Source organism: Streptomyces sp. NPDC004111, from assembly GCF_042874215.1.
Classification (GTDB): Bacteria; Actinomycetota; Actinomycetes; order Streptomycetales; family Streptomycetaceae; genus Streptomyces.
Map to the genome: position 1 here is coordinate 67,228 of NZ_JBIAMU010000023.1, position 20,113 is coordinate 87,340.

Below are 20,113 nucleotides of genomic sequence, written 5' to 3' on the forward strand. Positions count from 1 at the left end.
GCGACCGCACCCGCAGTCCCCGTCCGCACCCGCGCGAAGGCCCCGGCCGCCAACCCGGCCGGGGCCTTCGCGCGTGCCGGGGACGCTCACCACACCCGCGGCGACCCCGTCACCTCGCGGACGACCGCCGCCGGGGCGACGGCGGCCGAGCGCCAGGCGGCCACCAGCGCCGGGTCCACCGCCTCGTGCGACAGCAGGACGTGGCGCAGGGAATCCAGCCGGGTGCCGTGCGCCGCCGGGACGAGGCGGGCGAACGCGGAGGGCAGCTGGGTCAGCACCGTCACCCGCCGGTCCGCCAGTAGGGCGGCGAACGCGAACGGGTCGGCGGCGGTCGCCCGGTCCACCACCTCGGCACGGGCGCCCGAGAGCAGCGGACCCCACATCTCCCGCATCCCGAGGTCCAGGGACAGCGCGTGGAAGAGCGTCCACACGTCGTCGGGGCCCACCTCCAGCAGCGGCACGGTGGCGTCCACCCAGGACAGCACGTCCAGGTGCGACAGGGGCCGCACCCGGGCCGCGCGCCCCGGGTCCGTGCCCGCACCCGGGAGCGCCATGAAGGCCGACTCCACCGGGATCTCCCGGGCCGGGACCGCGGCGGGGCGGGCGCCGATGACGAACCGGCCCACCTTCGCCACCGGGATCTCGTCGCGCAGCAGCCCGCTGTCGGAGACCACCAGGGATGCGCCCGCGTCGCGCATCAGGAACTCCTGGAGCCCCGGATGGTGGCCCGGGTCCAGCGGCAGCACGGCCGCGCCCGAGCGCAGCACGCCCAGCACCGCGCCCGGCGCCGCGCAGGTCCGCCCGGCGCGCACCGCCACCGCGCGGCCCGCACCGGTGCGTCCGGAGAGCCGGCGCGCCAGGTCGTCGGCGAACAGCTCCAGGTCCAGGTACGTCGCCTCGTCCTCGGCGTCCCGGGCGGCGACGCGGCCCGGGTACCGGGCGGCCACGGCGGCGAAACGCAGGTCGATGCGGTGCCGCCGCTCGGGCCGTTCGGCCGGATCGAGCCCGATCCGGCCGAGCAGTGAGGCCATGTCGGCGGACAGCCGGTCGAGCTCCGGCTGCTCAGGAGCGGGGTTCATGCGGCCTCCCGGGCCCTTCGGTCGGTCGGTGCCTGTGCAGGGCCGATGGTGTCGCGTACCACCGGAGCGACGCTCAAGTACCGCTGTATGCAACCGAGTCGGCGGGGAAAAGCGCTTTCGGGCGTACGGCACCGGAGCGTACTCCAGGCGTACTCAAGGCCCGGTCGACGCAGGATCCAGGTGCGCTGGAGAGGCTGTGACACGACCCGCCCGCAGATGCCACGCTTCTCGGGCTCATGCCGCAGCCGCACTCTCCAACACCTCGCGTCCTGAGACGGACGCTTATGGAACTGAGCTTTGTGGCTATGGCCCGTCTCGCGAGACTGGACTTGACTGTACTCATGACTCAGAACGCGCAGAACACGCAGACCACCCTCGTCATCGGCGGCACCGGCAAGACCGGCCGCCGCGTTGCCGAGAAGCTCTCCGCGCAGGGCCGGCAGGTCCGGATCGGTTCGCGCAACGGTGAGCCGCCCTTCGACTGGAACGAGCCCGCCACCTGGGACGCCGCGCTGGCCGGTGTGGACCGGGTGTACGTGACCTACTACCCCGACCTCGCCTTCCCGGGCGCCTCCGAGCAGGTCGCCGCCTTCTCCAAGGCCGCCGTCGCCGCCGGCGCCCGCCGGCTGGTGCTGCTCTCCGGCCGCGGCGAGGAGGCCGCCGAGGCCAGCGAGGAGAACCTCAAGGCGTCCGGCGCCGACTGGACGATCGTCCGCTCCAGCTGGTTCAACCAGAACTTCAACGAGAGCTTCTTCCTGGAGCCCGTCCTGGCCGGCGAGATCGCCCTGCCGACCGGTGACGCCGTCGAGGCGTTCGTCGACGCGGACGACATCGCCGACGTCGTGGTCGCCGCACTGACCGACGACAAGCACATCGGCAAGACCTACGAGCTGTCGGGCCCGCGCCTGCTCAGCTACAGCGACGTGGCCGCCGAGCTGTCCAAGGCCACCGGCCGCGACATCAAGTTCATCCCGGTCACCAACGAGCAGTACCGCGCGGTCCTGAAGGAGAACGGCCTTCCCGAGGACTTCGCCGACCTGTTCGCCATGATCCTCGACGGCCGCAACGCGCACCTGGTGCACGGTGTGGAGGAGGCCCTGGGCCGCAAGCCCAAGGACTTCGCCGAGTTCGCCCGCGAGGCCGCGGCCACCGGCGTCTGGAACGTCTGACCCGCACCGCACCGCAGCGGCGGCACGCCGCGGCAGCAAGGCACCACGGCAGTACGGGAAGTTCGGCAGCACGGCACTGCGTGAGACCCCGACCGGTTCGGGCGGCGACTCTGGTACGGCCGCCGCCCGCCGGTACCGGGGCACTCACCATGCTTCGCCGCCGCTTCCCGCCCACCGCCGCTCTTCGCACCAACCCGGCAGGAGGCGTTGTCCGATGCCCACTCCGAAGACCTGGTCCAGCGAGCAGGGAACGCACTCCCTGCCCCCGCACTTCCACGGTTTCGCCCTGATGCACATCGCCATGCGGCGCGACGCGGCGCGACTGCGCGCGGCGGCCCCGCACTGGCGGGGCACCGGAGACGAGTGGTGGCAGCGCCTGCGCGAAGTCATCGAATGGCACCACACCAGCGAGGACGACGTGCTGTGGCCCGGACTTCGCCGCCGCGACGCCGACTTCGACGCCCAGGCCCGCGAACTCCACGACGACCACGAGGAACTGGACCGCGCCATGGCGGAGGTCTCCGCGGCGATCGGGCACGGCGGCGCCGGCCTCGTCCGGGCGGCGGCCGACTTCGAGGGCATCCTCCACGACCACCTGCGCGACGAGGAACAGGTCGTCTTCCCCGTCTTCGACCGGCTGGGGGAGCGGGCCTACCTCGCCGAGGAGCGCAAGGTCGTCGCCAGCGCCCCCCGGCGCGTGATGACCTACCTCCAGCCCTGGATGTTCGACGGCGCCGAGCGCACCTCGGTGGCCCATGTCTCGGCCACCATCCCGCCACCGGTCCGGCTGCTCGGCGCCACCGTGCTGCGCAGGCGCTACGAACGCACCCTGAGGGGGATCTCTTCATGACCAGCACACTGACCGGCACGGCGGCCGAGGCGGTGACCGGAGCGAGGCCCGGCACCACCACGCAGTCCGTGACCCTGGTGGCCGCGACCGTGGGCACCGGGCTGATGGCCGGCCTCTACTTCGCCTTCGACATCTCGGTGATGCCGGGCCTGGGGCGCGGCGACGACCACACCTACGTCACCGCGATGCGCAACATCAACGAGGCCATCGACAACGGCCTGTTCGGCCTGCTCTTCCTCGGCGCCTTCCTCGCCACCGGGATCGCCGCCGTGCAGCAGCAGCGCGGCGGGCGCCCGGACGCGGCCCGCTGGGGCTGGACCGCGTTCGCCCTCTACGGGCTCTCGCTCCTGGTGACCGCGGTCGTCAACATCCCGCTGAACGTCCAGCTGGCCCGCGCCGGAAGCGACCCGACCGCAGCCCGGTCCCGCTTCGGCAACCGCTGGACCAGCGGGAACATGATCCGCACCGTGGCCTGTACGGCGGCCCTGGCGGCCCTCGGCCGCGCGCTGACCCTGCACGGCCGGGCCTCGGCCGCGTAACCCCGGCCCCGCAGGCCCCCCGAAACCGCGCCCGTCCCTGTCTCTCCCCCGTGGCAGGGGCGGGCGCATTTTCCCCTCCCGCCCCGCGGGGCCCGCGCCCCTTGTTCGGACCCCGCGGGGGACGGGCGGGGGCGACAGCGGAGAGGATGCACGCATGGACACCCTGACCGGCCTGCTGGAAGGCCCCAAAGCACGGGGCGCCTTCCTCCTGAAGTCCGTCTTCAACCCGCCCTGGTCGATGCGGATCGAGGACCGTGCCCCCATCTCCGTGGTGACGATGGCGCACGGCGACGCCTGGCTGATTCCCGACCACGGCACGCCCGCCCTGATCCGCCCCGGCGACGTCGCCGTGGTGCGCGGCCCCGACCCGTACACCGTCGCGGACTCCCCCGGCACCCCGGTCCAGATCACGGTGGGCCCGCAGCAGCGGTGCAACACCGAGGACGGCGAGGACGTCACGGAGTCCATGGCACTGGGCGTACGGACCTGGGGCGCCGCCTTCCAGGAGAGCGACTCGGCGGTGATGCTCAGCGGCACCTACCAGGCCCCCAGCGAGATCGGCCGGCGGCTGCTGAGCGCGCTGCCGACCCTGCTCGTGCGCCCCTCGGAGGGCGCCGACTCCACCCTGATCGCCCTGCTCGCCACCGAGATGACGCGCGACGAACCGGGCCAGGAGATCGTCCTGGACCGCCTGTTGGACCTGCTCCTGATCGGTGTCCTGCGCACCTGGCTCGCCGAGCCGGGCAGCGGCGCCCCCGCCTGGTACCGCTCGCAGAGCGACCCGGTGGTCGGCCCGGCGCTGCGGCTGCTGCACGAGAACCCGGCGCACGGCTGGACCGTCGAGGAACTCGCCCTGAAGACCGGTGTCTCGCGCGCCTCGCTCGCCCGCCGCTTCAACGACCTGGTGGGCGAACCCCCGATGGCGTACCTCACCGGCTGGCGGCTCGCGCTCGCCGCCGACCTGCTGCGCGAACCGGACTCCACGGTGGCGGGCGTGGCGACCCGGGTGGGCTACGGCTCCGCCTTCGCCCTGTCCACCGCCTTCAAGCGGGTACGGGGCATCAGCCCCCAGGAGTACCGGTCGGGCACCGCCCCCAGCAGCCCGCGCGAGACCCCGCCGGTGCCCCGCACGGTCGTGCTGGGGAACACCGCTACGGGCTGAGCGCCGGGCGGGCCACCGCCGTCAGCACCAGGCCGCGCCCGGTCAGCCAGCGGCCCTCGTAGCGGGGGTCGGTGTCCACCGGGTGCGGCGGGCGGACCTCGGCGGTGAAGGTGCCGTCCGCGGAAAGTCCGAGGGTGGCGTCCCGGAAGCCCAGCCAGACGCCGGTCGCCGGGTACCAGGCCTTGTACACCGCCTCCTTGGCCGAGAAGAAGATCCGCTCCCACGGCACGGAGGGCTCGGCCGCCGCCAGTGCGGCCAGTGCGGCGCGCTCCCGCGGGTCGGTGATCAGGCCGAGCACGCCCCGGGGCAGCGGTCCGGCCGGCTCCGCGTCGATGCCCAGGGCCGAGTACCGGGCGGCGGGCGCGGCGACCGCCGCCCGGTAGCCGTCGCAGTGGGTGATGCTGCCGGCCACCCCGTCGGGCCAGCGCGGGGCGCCGCCGGGACCGGGCAGCAACGGGGCGGGGGAGCGGCCCAGTTCGGCGAGCGCGCGCCGGGCACAGGCGCGGGCCGTCGCGAACTGCCGCCGCCTGCGCTCGCGCCGCCCGGTCATCAGGGCGGCCTCGGCGAGGAACAGCGGGGCGGGCGCCGCGTCGTCGAACGCCTCCGAGGCGGCGACGCCCGCGGGAAGGATCCGCCCGATCAGCGCCCCGCCGCGCTCAGTTCCGCCGGGCCGGTGCGGCACGGCGGAACGCAGCACGGCGGGCCGCCCAAGGTCCCGCGCCGCCGCGTCGCTCCGCACCCGTACGACGGCACGCACCGGCACCGGCACGGGTACGGCCGCCGACACCGGTACAGCCGCCGGCACCGGCACCGGCACGGCCGCCGGCACCGGCACGGCCGCCGGTGCCGGTGTCACCGTCGGTGCCGTCATCGGGAGGCGAGTTCCGCCACCGCCGACACCGCTGCCGACGGGCGCTCCAGCGGGAGCATGTGGCCCGCGTCCTCCAGGCGTTCGAAGCGCGCGCCGGGGAGCACCTGGGCGAGGATCTCGGCCAAGTCGATGCCGATCACCTTGTCCTGGGTGCCGTGCAGCACCACCGCGGGGACGGTCACCTTCTTCAGGGCCTCGCGCACGTCCCAGCCGCGGGTGCACCGGAAGAAGTCGGCCCGGACCCGGGGCTGGGTCGCGGAGAACATCTGCCGGTTGACGTCGCGAACCTGCGGGTCGACGTTCTTGCCCATGGTGGAGCCCAGCAGCTTGCGGCCCAGCGCGCCCCGGCGCAGCGCCCACGAGAAGGGGCCGCTGCCCATCATCTTGACCTCGCTGTCCGGGGTGTCCTGGCCGTGCGCGGCGGTGCCCAGCAGGACGAGCCCCTTCAGGCGCCCGGCGGACGGCGAGGTGGCCGCGTACGAGAGGGCGGCGAAACCGCCGCCCGAGTGGCCGACCACCACCGCCTCGCGCGCCCCGGTCTCCGCCAGCACCGCCGCCAGGTCCGCGCCCAGCCGCTCGACCGAGACGGGGGTGCGGCCCAGGGTGGAGGCGCCGTGGCCGCGCTGGTCGTAGAGCACCACCCGGTGCCCGGCCCGGATCAGCCGGTCGGAGACGGTGCCCCAGGTCCGCCGGGTGTGCGCCCAGCCGTGCACCAGCACCACGTCGACGCCCGCCGACCGTCCGGCCAGCGGGGACAGGACGGTGACCGCGAGCGCGGCGCCGTCGTCGGTGCGCACCGTCAGCTCGTGGGTCAGCTCGGGGATGGTGGTCACCGCTCCACCGCCGTGGCCTTCTCGGCCGACAGCCGCCGGTTGAGCGACTCGAACGCGGCGAGCGTGCCCTTGGAGTGCTCCGCGCCCAGGTCGGCGACCTTGGCGAGGATCTTCAGCCAGCCGTGCGGGCTGCCGGTGAAGTGCATGGACAGCCGGGTGCGGTCGTCGGCGAGCGGCTCCAGCCGGAAGGTGCTCGGGCCGCGGAACACCCCGTCCACGTACTCGATGTCCAGCCGGCGGCCCGGCTCGACCGCCACCGTCCGCGAGGTGAAGCGCAGTTTCAGGCCGCCCTTGTCGGCGCCCTTGGTGTGCACGACGACACCGGTCCTGCCGCCCACCGCGTCCGGCTCCCCGGAGACCGCGTGGAAGGTGTTGGAGGGGACCCACCACTCCTTGGCCCCGCGGAACTCCGAGACGAGCGCCTTCCACACGGCGTCCGCCGGAGCGTCGATCACCGCCTCGTCGATCAGGTCGTACGTGGTCATCCGAACCTCCCGTAGAGATGGAAAAAGGCGGCGGGGGACGGGGCGATCCACCCCGTCCCCCGCCGCCGGCCGGGCCTCCAGGCCCGTCGGTGCCTCTGCCTTCCGGCTGCCGTCAGGAGAAGATGCCCTGGCCGGGAGTGAAGAGGTTCTTGGGGTCGTACTTCTTCTTGGCGGCGACGAAACCCGTCCAGCGGTTGCCGTAGTGGGCCTTCCAGTCGGCCGTCGTCATGTTCGGGATGGAACCCACCAGGTAGCGCTTGGCGCCCATGCTGACCGCGATGTCGTACAGCTTGCGGTTCTGCTCCAGCATGGCGTTGATGTTGGGGTCGCCCGGGTTGGGGAAGCGCAGCAGGTCGAAGAGGTAGCCGACGGACTCGTTGGGCTGGACCGCCAGCGGCGCCTTGATCTTCGCGGTGTAGTACGGGTAGAAGAGCAGGAACCCGCCGCCGAGCGAGTCGGCGTTCAGCTCGCGCTCGGCGATCTCCATGAACGCCTTGGTCTTCGAGCCGGGCAGGAACATGCTCAGCCACGGCTTGGGCGTGTACCAGTGGCCGCTGTCCTTGAGGTACGCCTCGTAGGCGTCCAGGCGGAACATGTACTCGCGGAACGACCGGTCCTCGATGACCGCCTCGGCCCGAACGTCCTTCAGCCCGGCCAGCAGCTTGGCGCGGTCCGGCGCCGTGGTGTCGTAGGTGGCGCCGGCCTCCATCTTGTAGCGCCAGCCCTTGCCGTCCGCGGTCGGCGTCAGCTCGCCCGCGTTCACCTGGAAGCGGCCCTCGGCCAGGAGCTTCTCGGAGTCCGCGAGGTAGGTCGCCAGGTCGGCGTAGTACAGGGTGAAGATGACGGCCCGCTTCGGCGCCGGGATCAGCTTGACCTTGACCCGCACGATGATGCCGACCTGGCCGCCGCCGCCGAGCGCGGAGTAGAACAGGTCGGGGCGCACCGTGCGCGACGCGGTGACCAGGCTGCCGTCACCGGTGACGATGTCGAGCGAGTCGACGTTGTCGACCATCAGGCCGTACTTGTGGACGGTGCCGCCGATGCCGCCGACGCTGAGCGTGCCGCCGATCGACAGGTAGAGGTAGTCCGGCAGCGCCGGCGGCGTCTTGCCGATCTTGAGGGCCGCGTCGGTCAGCTGCCCCCAGGTCACCCCCGCCTCGACCTGCACGACGCTGTTGCCGAAGGAGCAGATCTTCGACATGCCGCGGGCGTCGATGGAGATGCCGCCGGGCACCCGCGCCTGGCCGTACACCGAGTGCGACTCGATGTCCTTGCCGGTGCCGCCCTGACCGTTGACGGCGACCTTGATGTTGTTGGCGTTCGCATACTTGACGATCTTGACGATGTCGTTGATGCTGCCGGGCCGCAGCACGGCCCACGGCTTGTTGGCGCCGCCGTCGAAGAAGTGCCCGAAGTCGTGGGCGAAGGACTCGACCACGGCCGGCGTGGTCACCAGCGCGCCGTCCAGGGCCGGCACCGGCACCACGTTGCGGCGGTCACCGGGCTCGGCGGCGGTGGCCCACGACTGGTCCACCGTGTTCCAGCCGACGACCGCGACGGCGGTGGCGGCAGCGGCGCCCAGGATCTTGCGCCGGGACGGCTGGGGCGCCGTGCCCGCGGCGGTGCGGGCTGCTGTTCTTGGGGTGATGCTCATCTGCGTACGTCTCCCGTTTCCCGTGGCGTCCTGGGTCCTACTGGGGCACCTGCGTGCCGGTGCGCACCTGCGAGGCGAGCTGGTACTCGCTCAGGTCGAAGCGCTTGGTCCCGGCGCGGAAGCGCCAGGTGTACGTGGGCCAGATCGACGAGTTGCGGCCGTTGGCGTCCTGGTACCAGCTCTGGCAGTCGGTCCAGACGGAGCCCTCGATGCGGCCGTCGAGCGTCTTGTTGTACGCCTCCTGCGCCTCGGGCCTCACCTCGACGCTGGACAGACCCCGCTTCTCGATCTGCTTCAGGGCGTCCAGGACGTAGCCGATCTGCGCCTCGATCATCACGGTCTGGGAGGAGTGCCCCAGCGCGGTGTTCGGGCCCAGCAGCATGAAGAGGTTGGGGAAGCCGGCGACGGTGGTGCCGCGGTGGGCGGACATGCCGTCCTTCCACGCCTCGCGCAGCTGCACCCCGTCGCGGCCGAAGATCCGGCGGGCGACCGGCCGGTCGGTGGCCGCGAAGCCGGTGCCCAGGATGATGGTGTCGATCTCGCGCTCGACACCGTCCCTGCCGAGAACCGACTTGGCGCGGACCTCCTGGATGCCGTCGGTGACCAGGTCCACGTTGGGCTGCTGGATCGCCGGGTACCAGGTGTTGGAGAACAGCAGCCGCTTGCAGGCCACCACGTAGTCGGGCGTCAGCTTCGCGCGCAGCGCCTCGTCGGGGACCGACTTCTTCAGGTGGTCGCTGGCCATCTTCTGGACCTTGCCGGCGACCTTGGGGCGGGCCCAGGCGAAGGCGAGGACCTCACGGCCCCACTTGTTGAAGTTGCGCCTGAAGCCCTGGTAGCCGGGCAGCGAGCGCAGCATCTTCGTGTGCAGCGCGCTGTTGGGCTTGTCGCTCTTGGGGCCGATCCAGGCGGGGGTGCGCTGGTAGAGGTCCAGGTGCGCGACCTCGGGCTGGATCTTGGGCACGAACTGGATCGCCGAGGCACCGGTGCCGATGACGGCGACGCGGCGGCCCTTCAGGTCGTGGTCGTGGTCCCAGTTCGAGGAGTGGAAGATCTTCCCCTCGAAGTCGCCGAGGCCCTTGATGTCGGGCACGGACGGCTCGCTGAGGTAACCCGTGCCGGTGACCAGGAACTGGGCGGTGTAGTCGCCCTGCGAGGTCTCCACCCGCCAGTGCCGCTCGGCACCGTCCCAGCGGGCCGCGATCAGCTCGTGGCCGAAGCGGATGTGCGGGCGCACCCCGAAGCGGTCGGCGACGTCGCGCAGGTAGTCGTACAGCTCGTCGCGCTTGGCGAAGGTGGACTTCCAGTTCGGGTTCCTGGCGAAGGAGAACGAGTAGAGGTGGGACATGACGTCGCACGCGGAACCCGGGTAGTCGTTGTCGCGCCAGGTGCCGCCGACCTCGTCGGCCCGTTCGAACACCAGGAAGTCGTCGATGCCGTTCTGGAGCAGCTTGACGGCGGTGCCCAGGCCCGAGAACCCGGTGCCGATGACCGCCACCCGCAGGTGCCGGGTGGGGCCCCGGCCGCCGGGGGCCGTGTCGGCGGCGCTGCGGGCCCCGCCGTCCTTGGCCGGTTCGAGAATGCTCGTCATGTCAACCTCCTCAGCGGCGCGTGATGGTGACGCGGAAGTTGTTGAAGAACTTGTCTTCCAGCGTGTAGGCGAAGATGTCGAGGTAGCGCTCGAAGCGGGCGACGACCTCTTCGCCCTCCATGGCCACGGCCTCGTCCCGGCGCTCGGCCAGCAGCACCAGCCAGGCGCGGCAGGCCATCGCGAACGACTCGCGCTCATTCACGATCTCGTCGATCTCGAAGAGGCCCTCGGCGGCGGCGGTCAGCTCGTGCAGGTGCGGGATGTGGCAGCCCTCGAACTCCGAGCGCTGGAGGAACTTCAGGTCGTCCAGGAGCGCCCGGTTCATCGGCAGCGCCTCGGCGGTCATGGTGTGCAGCACGAACTTGGCGCCCGGGTTCAGGGCGTTGGCGATCTGCTGGAAGAAGAAGCGGTAGCGCTTGGTGCGCTCCTTGGGCGGCAGGTTCGAGGAGACGAAGTGCTCCAGGGCGTTGATGCAGAACGCGGCGTCGTACTTCTCGCTGTCGTCCGCGACCTTGTAGTCGGCCCAGCTCGTCACCAGCGTCTTGATCCGCGGGTTGTTCAGGGCGTCGTTGAACGCCTCCTGGGTGCGCGAGAGCGTCAGACCGACCGCCGCCTCCGCGCCGTGCACGGTGGTGACGCGGTTGATCATGGTGCCCCAGCCGCAGCCGATGTCGAGGACGCGCTTGGCGCCGTTCGGCCCGACGTTCGCCAGCTCGGCGAACTTGTCCAGCTTGCGGTACTGGGCCGTATCGAGAGCGGCGTTGAGGTCCTCGCCGTCCTCCCAGTAACCGCCGGAATACATCATCGAGGGACCCAGGATCAGCCGGTACAAGTCATTGCTGACTTCGTAGTGGTGCCTGATCGCATCGACTTCAGGGTCCACCGACTTGGGCGCGACCGTTGTCATCTGATCCTCATTCCTGTCCGGCGGGACGGCACATTCCTGCAATTCGCGTCCGAGGAAACCGGATGCCCCGCAAGGAATGCGCAATACGGCCGCCCGCCGGCCCCTCGCGCAATGGAGGGGACGGCCGCGCGCAATGGAGGGGACGGCCCCGCACCGTCTTGCGACTTCCTTGCGGGGGCGGGGTTTTCATCGCTTCGGAAAACAGGACGCACCGCCGAGAGAGGACCGACTCATGTCGCTGCCCACCATCGAAGAACTGGCCAGCCAGCTGGAGGCCGTTTCCGGTGCCGCGGAGGTCAGCCCCGACGCCCCGCTCCAGCACATCGCGGACGTCGACTCGCTCGACCTGATGGAGTGGCTGTACGGCTTCCAGAACCAGTACCCGCACATCCCGGCCGACGAGTCGCTCTTCGCCGACCTCGACGACACCACCACGCTGCGTGACGTCTACGCGAAGATCGTGGCGCTCGTCCCGGCGAACGCGTAGGCGAGGGGCCTGTGTCCGGCTTCGACATCACCGGGTGGGGCATGTCCGTACCCGAACGCGTCGTCACCAGCGCGGAGCTCGCCGAACGCTTCGGCGTCGACGAGCACTGGGTGGTCAGCCGCTGCGGCATCCGTGAGCGGCGAGCGGTGGACCCGGGGCAGACGACCGCCTCGCTGGCCGTCGAGGCCGGCCGGCGGGCGCTGGAGAAGGCCGGTCTGACCGGCGACGACATCGCCCACCTCATCGTCGCCACGGCGACCCCCGAACAGCCCTCCCCCGCCACGTCCGCCTTCGTCCACCACGAACTGGGCATCTCCGGGAGCGCGCACGACGTCAACTCCGAGTGCGCGGGCTTCGTCTACGGGCTGGTGTCCGCGATGGCGCTCATCGCCATCGATCCCCGGCCGATCCTGCTGATCGGCTCCGACACCCACACCCTCACCGCCAACCCCGAGGACCGGGACCTGTCGATCCTCGTCGGCGACGGCGCGGGCGCGATCGTCCTCCAGGCGGGCCCGGAGAACCGGGTCAAGGCCTGGAACCTGGGCGCCGACGGCTCCTGCGCCGGCTCCCTCAAGGTGCTGGCCGGCGGCAGCCGCATGCCGACCACCGCCGAGACGGTGGCGGCGGGCCTGCACTACGCGCAGATCAACGGCAACGAGATCTACCTCAACGCGGTGCGCTACACGGTCCGCACGGTGCGCGAGACGCTGGAGAGCGCCAAGGTGGAGGCGGCCGACATCGACCACGTCGTCCCCCACCAGGCGAACATCCGGATCATCAACTCGATCCTGTCGCACACCGGGCTGCGCCAGGAAGCGCTGATCACCAACCTCCAGAAGTACGGGAACACGGCCTCCGCGTCGATCCCCATCGCGCTCACCGAGGCGCTGGAGGAAGGCCGCATCAAGTCCGGCGACAAGGTCCTGCTGGCCGGCTTCGGCGCCGGTATGACATGGGGTTCGATCCTTCTGGAATGGGGCGGTGTCGCCGCATGAGCAAGAACAGTGCAGGTCAGCGGCCGGAGTCCCCGGTCGCGCTCGTCACCGGCGCCTCCGGGGGTCTCGGCCAGGCGCTCGCGCTGGAACTCGACTCGCTGGGCTGCCGCGTCGCGGTGCACTACAACAGCTCGCGGGACGCGGCCCAGGCGCTCCAGGAGAAGCTGACCAACCCCTCGGTGCTGGTCACCGGGGACGTCGGCTCCTGGGAGACCGTACAGAGCATGTACGCCACCATCACCGACGAGCTCGGCGCGGTGGACGTCCTGGTCAACAACGGGGCCATCCGCAAGGACAGCCTGATGGCCATGCAGAACCCGGCCGACTGGGCCCAGGTCATCCAGACCAACCTGATCGGCTCCTTCCACACCGCCCGCGCCACCGTGCCGTACATGCTGCGCAAGCGGTGGGGCCGGGTGCTCAACATCGTCTCCCCGTCCGGCATCATCGCGACGGCCGGGCAGACGGCGTACTCCGCCTCCAAGGCGGGCCTGATCGGCTTCACCCGCACCCTCGCCTCCGAATGCGGGCGCCGGGGTGTGACCGTCAACGCGCTCTCGCCCGGATTCATGATCACCGGGATGACGCAGGACCTCCCCGACCGCGTCATCGAGGGCATGGAGGACAAGGCGCCCATCCCGCGCTTCGTCACGGTGGAGGAGGTGGCCCGCAGCGCGGGTCTCTTCCTCGACCAGGACTGCATGACGGGACAGGTCGTCTCGATCGACAGCGGTGTGTCCATCACCTGACGCCCCGTCCTGCCCCCGCGCCGGGCCCCGGCCGCGCCATCCCCCCGTAGCGGCCGGGGCCCGTACACGCGTGCGTGCTGTGCGGGCACCGCACGCCGCGAAGCCGCCGCCGGAACTCCTCCGGCGGCGGCTTCGCGCGTGGTGGGGCGGGCTGCTCGAGGGCCTGTGTCCCGCCCCCGGCCGGGGGCGGGACACAGGCCCTCAAGCAGCGGGCGAGGCCGGCAGGGTCGCGGGCAGCGAGGGGCGGGCCGCGGGCAGCGGGTGGGTGACGCAGCCGTGCGCCGACAGCGAGCACGGCCGGGGCGGCGCGGCCCTGCGGTCCACCTCGAACATGCCCATCAGCAGTGGGTCCAGCACGGTCACCGGCCGCAGGGCCGGCCGCGGCTCCGGGGTGCGCAGCAGTTCCAGGTACGCCGCCTCCGTCTCCGGCGCCGGGTCGATGCCCAGCTCCTCCGCCAGCACCTCGCGCAGCTGCTGGTAACTGCGCAGCGCCTCTGCCCGGTTGCCGGCCCTGGTGTGCGCGGCCATCCGGCAGCGGTAGGCGCTCTCCCGGAACGGGGCCCGGCGCACCGCCTCCTCCGCGTAGCGCAGCGCGTGGTGCTCGTCGCCCAGCGCGGATGCGGCCAGGCTCGCGGTCTCCAGCGCGTTCAGCCGCAGCTCCTCCAGCTGTTCGCGCATCGAGTCCACCCACTCGCCCTCGTGCGAGGGCAGGAACGAACCGCGCAGGTTCGACACGGCGCCGGCCGCCAGCTGCCGGGCCACCGCGTAGGAGCCCTGGGCGTACGCCTCGACGGCCTCGGTCACCGCGCTCTCGGCGACCTCCACGTCCACGACCGCGTGCGGCGGGATCCGCAGCACGTACCTGCCGCCCTGCGCGACCAGCGGGGTCTCGCCCGGCAGGTCCCGCGGTGTGGTGACGAACGCCCGCACCCGGCTGACCACACTGCGCAGCGCCGAGGCCCAGGTGTCGGGCAGCCCCTCGGGCCACACGGTTTCGGCCAACTGGTCACGCTCGGTGCCGTCGGCCCGCTCGACCAGCAACCGGGCGAGCGCCACTTGTGCCTGGGCGCTCGACAGGTGCTGCGGCGCAGCTCCGTCCTGCTCGATCGCGACAATCCCCACAAGTCTGATCAGCATTTTGCACTCTCCGAAACGGACGACTTCCGGCCGTGTCTGTCTAGTTCGTGCGATCTCGAACATAACCGCGCGCCCTCTTCGCGTGTCAACGGCGAAATGCCCCATTGAGCGCTCTTCCAGTGCGACTGGACCGGCGCACTTCTCCCGCTCCTGCCGTGCTCGATTCCCGTACCGACGGCCGCTCTTGCGCTGCTATTGCGCCCCCCGAGCCCTAATGGAATTCCACTAGAGCCCGGCCGGAGAAACGGCGGGGCGCCGATGGAGTTCCGGACCGGCCGGACGATCGCGACGAGGAGAGAAACGTGAACGCATCCGCTGCCTGGGAGCGCCTGGAGCCGAAGCTCGCCTACTTCCGCGACAGGGTCGCCTCCCTGGAGTACGAGCCCAACCGCAAGAACAGCTTCGTGGCGTACACCTGCGAGCGGAACTCGGCGTACGCGGACCAGGACGGCCGCCGGCTGCTGATGATGTCCGGCTACAGCTACCTCGGGCTGGCCGGTGACGAGCGGGTGGTCTCCGCCGCCAAGGCGGCCCTCGACCTCTACGGCACCGGCAACCACGGGGTGCGCGCCCTGGCCGGCTCGACCCCGCTGCACGAGGAGCTGGAGGCCGAGGTCGCCAAGGTCGCCGGCCGCGAGAAGGCGATGGTCTTCGGCTCCGGCTACGCGGCCAACACCGGCACCGTCGGCGGCATCGTGGGACCCGGCGACACCGTCTTCATCGACAAGTACGACCACGCCAGCATCGTCGACGGCTGCCGCCTCTCCGGCGCCACCGTCACCCGCTTCCGCCACAACGACGTCGGCCACCTGGAGCGCAGGCTGGCCGCCGCCCCCAAGACCGGGGTGCGCCTGGTCATCGTCGACAGCGTCTACTCCATGGACGGCGACATCGCCCCGCTGGTCGACCTGCGCAAGGTCTGCGACATGCACGACGCGCTGCTGATGGTCGACGAGGCGCACGCGCTGGGCGTCATCGGCGCCACCGGCAAGGGCATCGAGGAGCACTTCGACTACGAGGCGCGCGTCGACATCAAGCTCGGCACCCTCTCCAAGGCCATCCCCTCCATGGGCGGCTGGGTGGCCGGCTCCGCCGAGCTCATCCACCACCTCAAGTACGCGGCCCGCCCCTTCCTCTTCTCCGCAGCCCTCGGCCCGGCCCAGGCCGCCGCCGCCCTCGCCTCCCTCCAGATCCTCCAACTGGAGCCGGAGCGCGTGGAGTTCATCCAGCAGGAGTCCGAGCGCTTCCGCCGCATCCTGCACGCGGCCGGCATGAGCACCGTCGACAGCGAGACCGCGGTCGTACCCGTCATCGCCGGGTCCGACGAGGCCGCCTACGACTACGCCACCACCTGCCGCAAGCACGGTGTGATCGGCCTGCCCGTGGTCACCCCCGCCGTCCCCAACGACCTGGCCCGGCTGCGCATCGCGATCACCGCCGCGCACACCAAGGACGACATCGACTTCGCCGCCGACGCCTTCATCACCTCCGCCCGCGAGTGCCGGATCATCTGAGCGCCCCGCACCCCCACCACCACGGCTTTTTGAGCTTCCGAGGAGCAGACATGCCTGGACAGTCCAGGGGCAGTGCGGCGCAGCCGCCCGTCGCCATCACCGGCATGGGCGTGGTCACCCCCGGCGGGTGCACCCCGGACGAGCTGTGGCACACCCTGCGGGCCGGCCGTTCCACCGCCGCCGCCCTCACCCACTTCGACCTCAGCCGCCACCGGGTGCGCATCGGCTGCCGGGTCACCGGTCTGGAGGCCGTGGACGGCCTCGTACCGGCGAAGGAGGCCCGCCGGATGGACCCCTTCGCCCACTACGGAACGGCCGCCGCCCTCGCCGCCCACCGCGACGCCGGCGCACCCACCGCCGAGCCCGGCCGCACCGCGATCGTCGTCGGCAACGCGGTCGGCGGACGCGCCACCAGCGACCTGGAGTCCGCCCACTTCACCGAGGGCGGCCCGGCCCGGGTCAACCCGCTGATGCCGCTGATGACGATGCCGAACGCGGCCGCCGCGCACATCGCCATCCGGCTCGGCTGGACCGGCCCCGCCCTCACCGTCGCCAACACCTGTGCCAGCGGCGCCGACGCCATCGGCCACGCCCTGATGCTGCTCCAGACCGGCCGCGCGGACGTCGTCATCGCGGGCGGCGCCGAGCACACCCTGACCCCCGTCACGCTGGCCGGCTTCGGCAACCTGAACGCCGTCTCGATGCGCAACGACGACCCCGAGCACGCCTCGCGCCCCTTCGACAAGGACCGCGACGGGTTCGTGATGGGCGAGGGCGCCGGGTTCGTGGTGCTGGAGCGCCTGGCCGACGCCAGGGCGCGCGGCGCCCGCACCTACGGGCTGGTCGCCGGGTACGCCGCCACCTCCGACGCCCACCACCTCGCCATGCCGGTCCCCGACGGCTCCATCGCCGCCGCCGCCATGTCGGGCGCCATCGCGGACGCCGGGCTCGCCCCCGAGGACATCACCCACGTCAACGCGCACGGCACCTCCACGCCCCACAACGACCGCGCCGAGGCCGCCGCCCTCACCAAGGTGTTCGGCACCGCGCAGCCCCCCGTCACCGCCCCGAAGTCCGTCATCGGGCACCTGATCGGCGCCGCGGGCGCCGTCGAACTCATCGCCACCGTGCAGGCCGTACGGCACGGCGAGGTACCTCCCACCGCCAACCACGAACAGCAGGAGCCAGGAATGGAACTCGACGTCGTCCACGGCGCACCGCGCGCCGTCCCCCCGGGACCCGCGCTCACGAACTCCTTCGGGTTCGGCGGTCACAACTCCTCCGTGGTGGTGATGCCGGTATGACGACCCTCGCCCTGCCGTCCCCGGTCCGTACCCTCACCGTCACCGAGCCGGCGATCACCGGCTACCGCACCGCGGCCCGGCACTGTCTGCCCGCCGCCCGCCCCGGCCAGGCCTCCCCGGTCCACACCTTCGTCCTCGCGCACACCGTCGCCGAGCAGACCGTCGCCGCCCTCACCGAGGCCGAGCCCGGCCCCGTCTCCGTGGTCCACCTCGGCCAGGACATCCGCATCGTGCGCCAGGCCCGCCCGGACGAGCAGATCACCGTGAGCCTGTCGGTGGCCGGCATCCGCAAGGAGCCGCGCGGCGCCCGGATCGCCCTGCGCACCGAGCTGACCGGCGAGGACGGCCCCGGGCCGATCGCCGAACTGACCATCTCCGCCCTGCTGGTGGGCGCCACGCAGCTGGAGCCGTACGGCGACGTCGCGGGCGGCCCGCCCGCCCCCGCCCCCACCGGCGCCGGCACCCCGCAGAGCGCCACCCACGAGCTGAGCCCCGACTGGATCGCCGCCTACGGACACGTCTCCGGCGACCTCAACCCCATCCACCTCGACGCGGACGCGGCCCGTGCCGCGGGCTTCGAGACCGTCATCGCGCACGGCATGAGCGTCGTCGCCCTCGCGGTCGAGGAGGCCGTGGACCGGTTCGCCGACGGCGACCCCGCCCGCGTACGGGGCCTGGGCTGCCGGTTCTCCGCACCGGTCCCGCCGCACACCCCGCTGGAGATCGTCCTGCAGCCGGACGCCGAGGCCCGCGTCGTCCGCTTCACCTGCAAGACGCCCCGGGGCGCGGCGGTGAAGTCGGGGTGGATCGAGATCGCGCCCCCGCGGACGGGAGGCCGGCCGTGACCGCCGGGCCGCGCGCCCGCAAGGCACGCGCCGCCGCGGCGCGGGCCACGGCCCCGCGGACCCCCGCGGCCCCGCGGGACACCGCCGCCCCGCAGGACACCGACGACGCGGCCACCGTGCCCACCGCCGGCCTGATCGCCGGATTCCTCACCCAGGTACGGGACCGCCCGCACGCCACCGCCCTCGTCTTCAACGGCGCCGAGACCACCTACCGCGGCCTCTACGAGCTCGCCGGGGCCGAGCGCGACCGGCTCGCCCACCTGCGGTTGGCCCCCGGCGAGCCGGTAGGTGTCCTCGCCGACAAGTCCCCGGCCACCGTCGCCCTCGTCCTGGCCTGCCTGCTCGCCCGGCGGCCGGTGATGATCCCCTCGCCCGCCCTCGCCGACACCCTGCTCGCCGATCTGTTCGCCCAGGCCGGCTGCACCCACGTCCTGGCCCCCGGCGGCGAACGCGCCAGGGTGACGCCCAACCCGGACGTCACCGCCCAGCCGCTGCCCGCCGACGAGGCCGCAGACGTGGCCTTCCTGCTCACCACCTCCGGCTCCACCAGCCTCCCGAAGATCGTCCCGCTGGGCACCGGGGCCGTGGACCGCTTCACCCGCTGGGCGGGCCCCGCCTTCCAGGCGGGCCCCGGCCGGACCGTGCTGAACTACGCGCCCCTCAACTTCGACCTGTGCCTGCTCGACGTGTGGACCACCCTCGCCCACGGCGGGCGCGTCGTCCTCGTCGATCCGGCACTGGCCGCCCACGGCCGCCACCTCTCCGAACTCCTGCTGCGCCACGAGGTGCACGTCATGCAGGCCGTCCCGATGGCCTTCGGACTGCTCCAGGACGCGGCGGCCAAGACCGGCACCGTCTTCCCCGGCGTCGAGCACGTGATGTTCACCGGCGACGCCATCCCCGACCGCACCTTCGCCGCCCTGCCCGGCCTCTTCCCCCGGGCCCGCATCCACAACATCTACGGCTGCACCGAGACCAACGACAGCTTCATCCACGAGGTCGACACCACCGCGACCGCCTTCCCGCCCGTACCCATCGGCCAGCCGCTGCCCGGCGTGCAGGCCCTCCTGCTGGACCCCGACACCGGCGCCGTCGTCGAAGGACCGGGCAGCGGCGAACTGTACGTCTCCACGCCCTTCCAGACCCGCGGCTACCTCGACCGCACCCGGCACGCCGACAAGTTCACCGGCCACCCGCTGGGGCTCGACGGCCGCCGCTGGTTCCGCACCGGCGACCTCGTGCGGCGCGACGGGGCCGGCACCCTGCACCTGAGCGGACGCACCGACTTCCAGGTCAAGGTGCGCGGCGTCGCGGTCAACACCGCCGAGATCGAACGGGTCCTCCAGGAGCACCCCGACGTGCTGGAGGCCGGAGTCGCCGCCCTGCCCGACCCGATCGCCGGCAAGAAGCTCGTCGCCGGCGTCCAGCGGGCACCCGGCTCCGCCCTCACCGGCCTGCAACTGCGCAAGCACTGCGCCCAGCACCTGCCCCGGGCAGCCGTGCCCGGCCACCTCACCCTCATCGACGTCCCGCTGCCGAAAACGGCCACCGGAAAGGTCGACCGCAAGGCGCTCGACCGGCTCGACCAGCTGACCACCACCGCCACCACACCCGAAGGAATCCCGTCATGAGCAACGTCGACACCATCAAGAACTTCGTCATCACCGAGTTCCTCCCCGGCACCCCGGCGAGCGAGCTGGCCACCGACCACGACCTGCTGAACGACGGCGTCATCGACAGCCTCGGCGTCCTCAAGCTGATCGCCTGGGTCGAGGACCGCTTCGACGTCGCGGTCGGCGACAACGACCTCGACCCGAACAACTTCCGCAGCGTCGAGGCCATCGACACCTTCATCACCGAGGCCCGCGCGGCCTCCGCCGCGACGGTCTGACCCACCGCGGACCCCCGCCCCCAGTACCCCACCCGAGACGGAGACCGA

Annotated in this window: 20 protein-coding genes; 12 read left to right on the forward strand and 8 right to left on the reverse strand. The window is 72.2% G+C overall.

What is annotated here, in order from left to right; translation table 11 throughout:
• Positions 1 to 86: 86 nt before the first annotated feature.
• A complete protein-coding gene (locus tag ACFYVL_RS36050) occupies positions 87 to 1,079 on the reverse strand; it encodes an AMP-binding protein (RefSeq protein ID WP_389252617.1) in 993 nt (330 codons plus the stop codon).
• 341 nt (positions 1,080 to 1,420) lie between these two features.
• Here ACFYVL_RS36050 and ACFYVL_RS36055 point away from each other — a divergent pair, with 341 nt between their 5' ends.
• From ACFYVL_RS36055 to ACFYVL_RS36070, 4 genes are all read left to right on the forward strand, one after another.
• Complete coding sequence (locus ACFYVL_RS36055) at positions 1,421 to 2,248, forward strand: NAD(P)H-binding protein (protein WP_389252619.1); 828 nt, start codon at positions 1,421 to 1,423, stop codon at positions 2,246 to 2,248.
• A gap of 214 nt (positions 2,249 to 2,462) precedes the next feature.
• Positions 2,463 to 3,098, forward strand: a complete 636-nt coding sequence (locus tag ACFYVL_RS36060; protein WP_389252621.1) for a hemerythrin domain-containing protein — start codon at positions 2,463 to 2,465, stop codon at positions 3,096 to 3,098.
• Positions 3,095 to 3,637: a DUF1772 domain-containing protein gene (locus tag ACFYVL_RS36065; protein ID WP_389252623.1), complete on the forward strand. Its 543-nt coding sequence runs from the start codon at positions 3,095 to 3,097 to the stop codon at positions 3,635 to 3,637. The genes ACFYVL_RS36060 and ACFYVL_RS36065 overlap by 4 nt, the downstream gene beginning before the upstream one ends.
• Before the next feature lie 154 nt (positions 3,638 to 3,791).
• A complete protein-coding gene (locus ACFYVL_RS36070; protein WP_389252625.1) occupies positions 3,792 to 4,799 on the forward strand; it encodes an AraC family transcriptional regulator in 1,008 nt (335 codons plus the stop codon).
• Here ACFYVL_RS36070 and ACFYVL_RS36075 read toward each other — a convergent pair.
• The 6 genes from ACFYVL_RS36075 to ACFYVL_RS36100 form a co-directional block, all read right to left on the reverse strand.
• Positions 4,789 to 5,670: a 4'-phosphopantetheinyl transferase gene (locus ACFYVL_RS36075; protein ID WP_389252627.1), complete on the reverse strand. Its 882-nt coding sequence runs from the start codon at positions 5,668 to 5,670 to the stop codon at positions 4,789 to 4,791. The genes ACFYVL_RS36070 and ACFYVL_RS36075 overlap by 11 nt on opposite strands.
• A complete protein-coding gene (locus tag ACFYVL_RS36080; RefSeq protein ID WP_389252629.1) occupies positions 5,667 to 6,503 on the reverse strand; it encodes an alpha/beta fold hydrolase in 837 nt (278 codons plus the stop codon). The genes ACFYVL_RS36075 and ACFYVL_RS36080 overlap by 4 nt, the downstream gene beginning before the upstream one ends.
• Positions 6,500 to 6,988: an SRPBCC family protein gene (locus ACFYVL_RS36085; protein WP_389252631.1), complete on the reverse strand. Its 489-nt coding sequence runs from the start codon at positions 6,986 to 6,988 to the stop codon at positions 6,500 to 6,502. The genes ACFYVL_RS36080 and ACFYVL_RS36085 overlap by 4 nt, the downstream gene beginning before the upstream one ends.
• 112 nt (positions 6,989 to 7,100) lie before the next feature.
• The gene (locus ACFYVL_RS36090; protein WP_389252633.1) at positions 7,101 to 8,642 is read right to left on the reverse strand and encodes an FAD-binding protein; all 1,542 of its coding nucleotides are present in this window, start codon (positions 8,640 to 8,642) and stop codon (positions 7,101 to 7,103) included.
• A gap of 37 nt (positions 8,643 to 8,679) precedes the next feature.
• Positions 8,680 to 10,233, reverse strand: a complete 1,554-nt coding sequence (locus ACFYVL_RS36095) for a flavin-containing monooxygenase (protein ID WP_389252634.1) — start codon at positions 10,231 to 10,233, stop codon at positions 8,680 to 8,682.
• A gap of 10 nt (positions 10,234 to 10,243) precedes the next feature.
• Positions 10,244 to 11,140, reverse strand: coding sequence for a class I SAM-dependent methyltransferase (locus ACFYVL_RS36100; RefSeq protein WP_389252636.1), 897 nt, complete (start codon positions 11,138 to 11,140; stop codon positions 10,244 to 10,246).
• Between the two features lie 232 nt (positions 11,141 to 11,372).
• On the opposite strand from ACFYVL_RS36100, the gene ACFYVL_RS36105 reads away from it, so the two are divergent.
• The 3 genes from ACFYVL_RS36105 to ACFYVL_RS36115 are packed head-to-tail and all read left to right on the forward strand — an operon-like array spanning position 11,373 to position 13,374.
• The gene (locus ACFYVL_RS36105) at positions 11,373 to 11,627 is read left to right on the forward strand and encodes a hypothetical protein (RefSeq protein WP_384353763.1); all 255 of its coding nucleotides are present in this window, start codon (positions 11,373 to 11,375) and stop codon (positions 11,625 to 11,627) included.
• 11 nt (positions 11,628 to 11,638) lie between these two features.
• The gene (locus ACFYVL_RS36110) at positions 11,639 to 12,625 is read left to right on the forward strand and encodes a 3-oxoacyl-ACP synthase III family protein (protein WP_389252638.1); all 987 of its coding nucleotides are present in this window, start codon (positions 11,639 to 11,641) and stop codon (positions 12,623 to 12,625) included.
• Positions 12,622 to 13,374 carry an SDR family NAD(P)-dependent oxidoreductase gene (locus tag ACFYVL_RS36115; protein ID WP_389252640.1) on the forward strand — a complete coding sequence of 251 codons (753 nt, stop codon included), beginning with the start codon at positions 12,622 to 12,624 and terminating at the stop codon, positions 13,372 to 13,374. The genes ACFYVL_RS36110 and ACFYVL_RS36115 overlap by 4 nt, the downstream gene beginning before the upstream one ends.
• Positions 13,375 to 13,575: 201 nt before the next feature.
• Here the strand turns inward: ACFYVL_RS36115 and ACFYVL_RS36120 are convergent, their stop codons facing one another.
• Entirely contained in the window at positions 13,576 to 14,511 is a 936-nt protein-coding gene (locus ACFYVL_RS36120) for a BTAD domain-containing putative transcriptional regulator (RefSeq protein WP_389252642.1), read from the reverse strand.
• Between the two features lie 302 nt (positions 14,512 to 14,813).
• On the opposite strand from ACFYVL_RS36120, the gene ACFYVL_RS36125 reads away from it, so the two are divergent.
• Genes ACFYVL_RS36125 through ACFYVL_RS36145 form a run of 5 tightly spaced genes read left to right on the forward strand, consistent with a single transcriptional unit; the run spans position 14,814 to position 20,065 of the window.
• Positions 14,814 to 16,025: an aminotransferase class I/II-fold pyridoxal phosphate-dependent enzyme gene (locus ACFYVL_RS36125; RefSeq protein WP_389252644.1), complete on the forward strand. Its 1,212-nt coding sequence runs from the start codon at positions 14,814 to 14,816 to the stop codon at positions 16,023 to 16,025.
• 50 nt (positions 16,026 to 16,075) lie between these two features.
• Positions 16,076 to 17,329: a beta-ketoacyl-[acyl-carrier-protein] synthase family protein gene (locus tag ACFYVL_RS36130; protein ID WP_389252646.1), complete on the forward strand. Its 1,254-nt coding sequence runs from the start codon at positions 16,076 to 16,078 to the stop codon at positions 17,327 to 17,329.
• The gene (locus tag ACFYVL_RS36135) at positions 17,326 to 18,174 is read left to right on the forward strand and encodes a MaoC/PaaZ C-terminal domain-containing protein (RefSeq protein WP_389252648.1); all 849 of its coding nucleotides are present in this window, start codon (positions 17,326 to 17,328) and stop codon (positions 18,172 to 18,174) included. The genes ACFYVL_RS36130 and ACFYVL_RS36135 overlap by 4 nt, the downstream gene beginning before the upstream one ends.
• On the forward strand, positions 18,171 to 19,805 hold the full coding sequence (locus ACFYVL_RS36140) for an AMP-binding protein (protein ID WP_389252651.1): 1,635 nt from the start codon (positions 18,171 to 18,173) through the stop codon (positions 19,803 to 19,805). The genes ACFYVL_RS36135 and ACFYVL_RS36140 overlap by 4 nt, the downstream gene beginning before the upstream one ends.
• Positions 19,802 to 20,065, forward strand: a complete 264-nt coding sequence (locus ACFYVL_RS36145) for an acyl carrier protein (protein WP_389252653.1) — start codon at positions 19,802 to 19,804, stop codon at positions 20,063 to 20,065. Before ACFYVL_RS36140 ends, ACFYVL_RS36145 begins: the two co-directional genes overlap by 4 nt.
• Positions 20,066 to 20,113 lie beyond the last annotated feature (48 nt).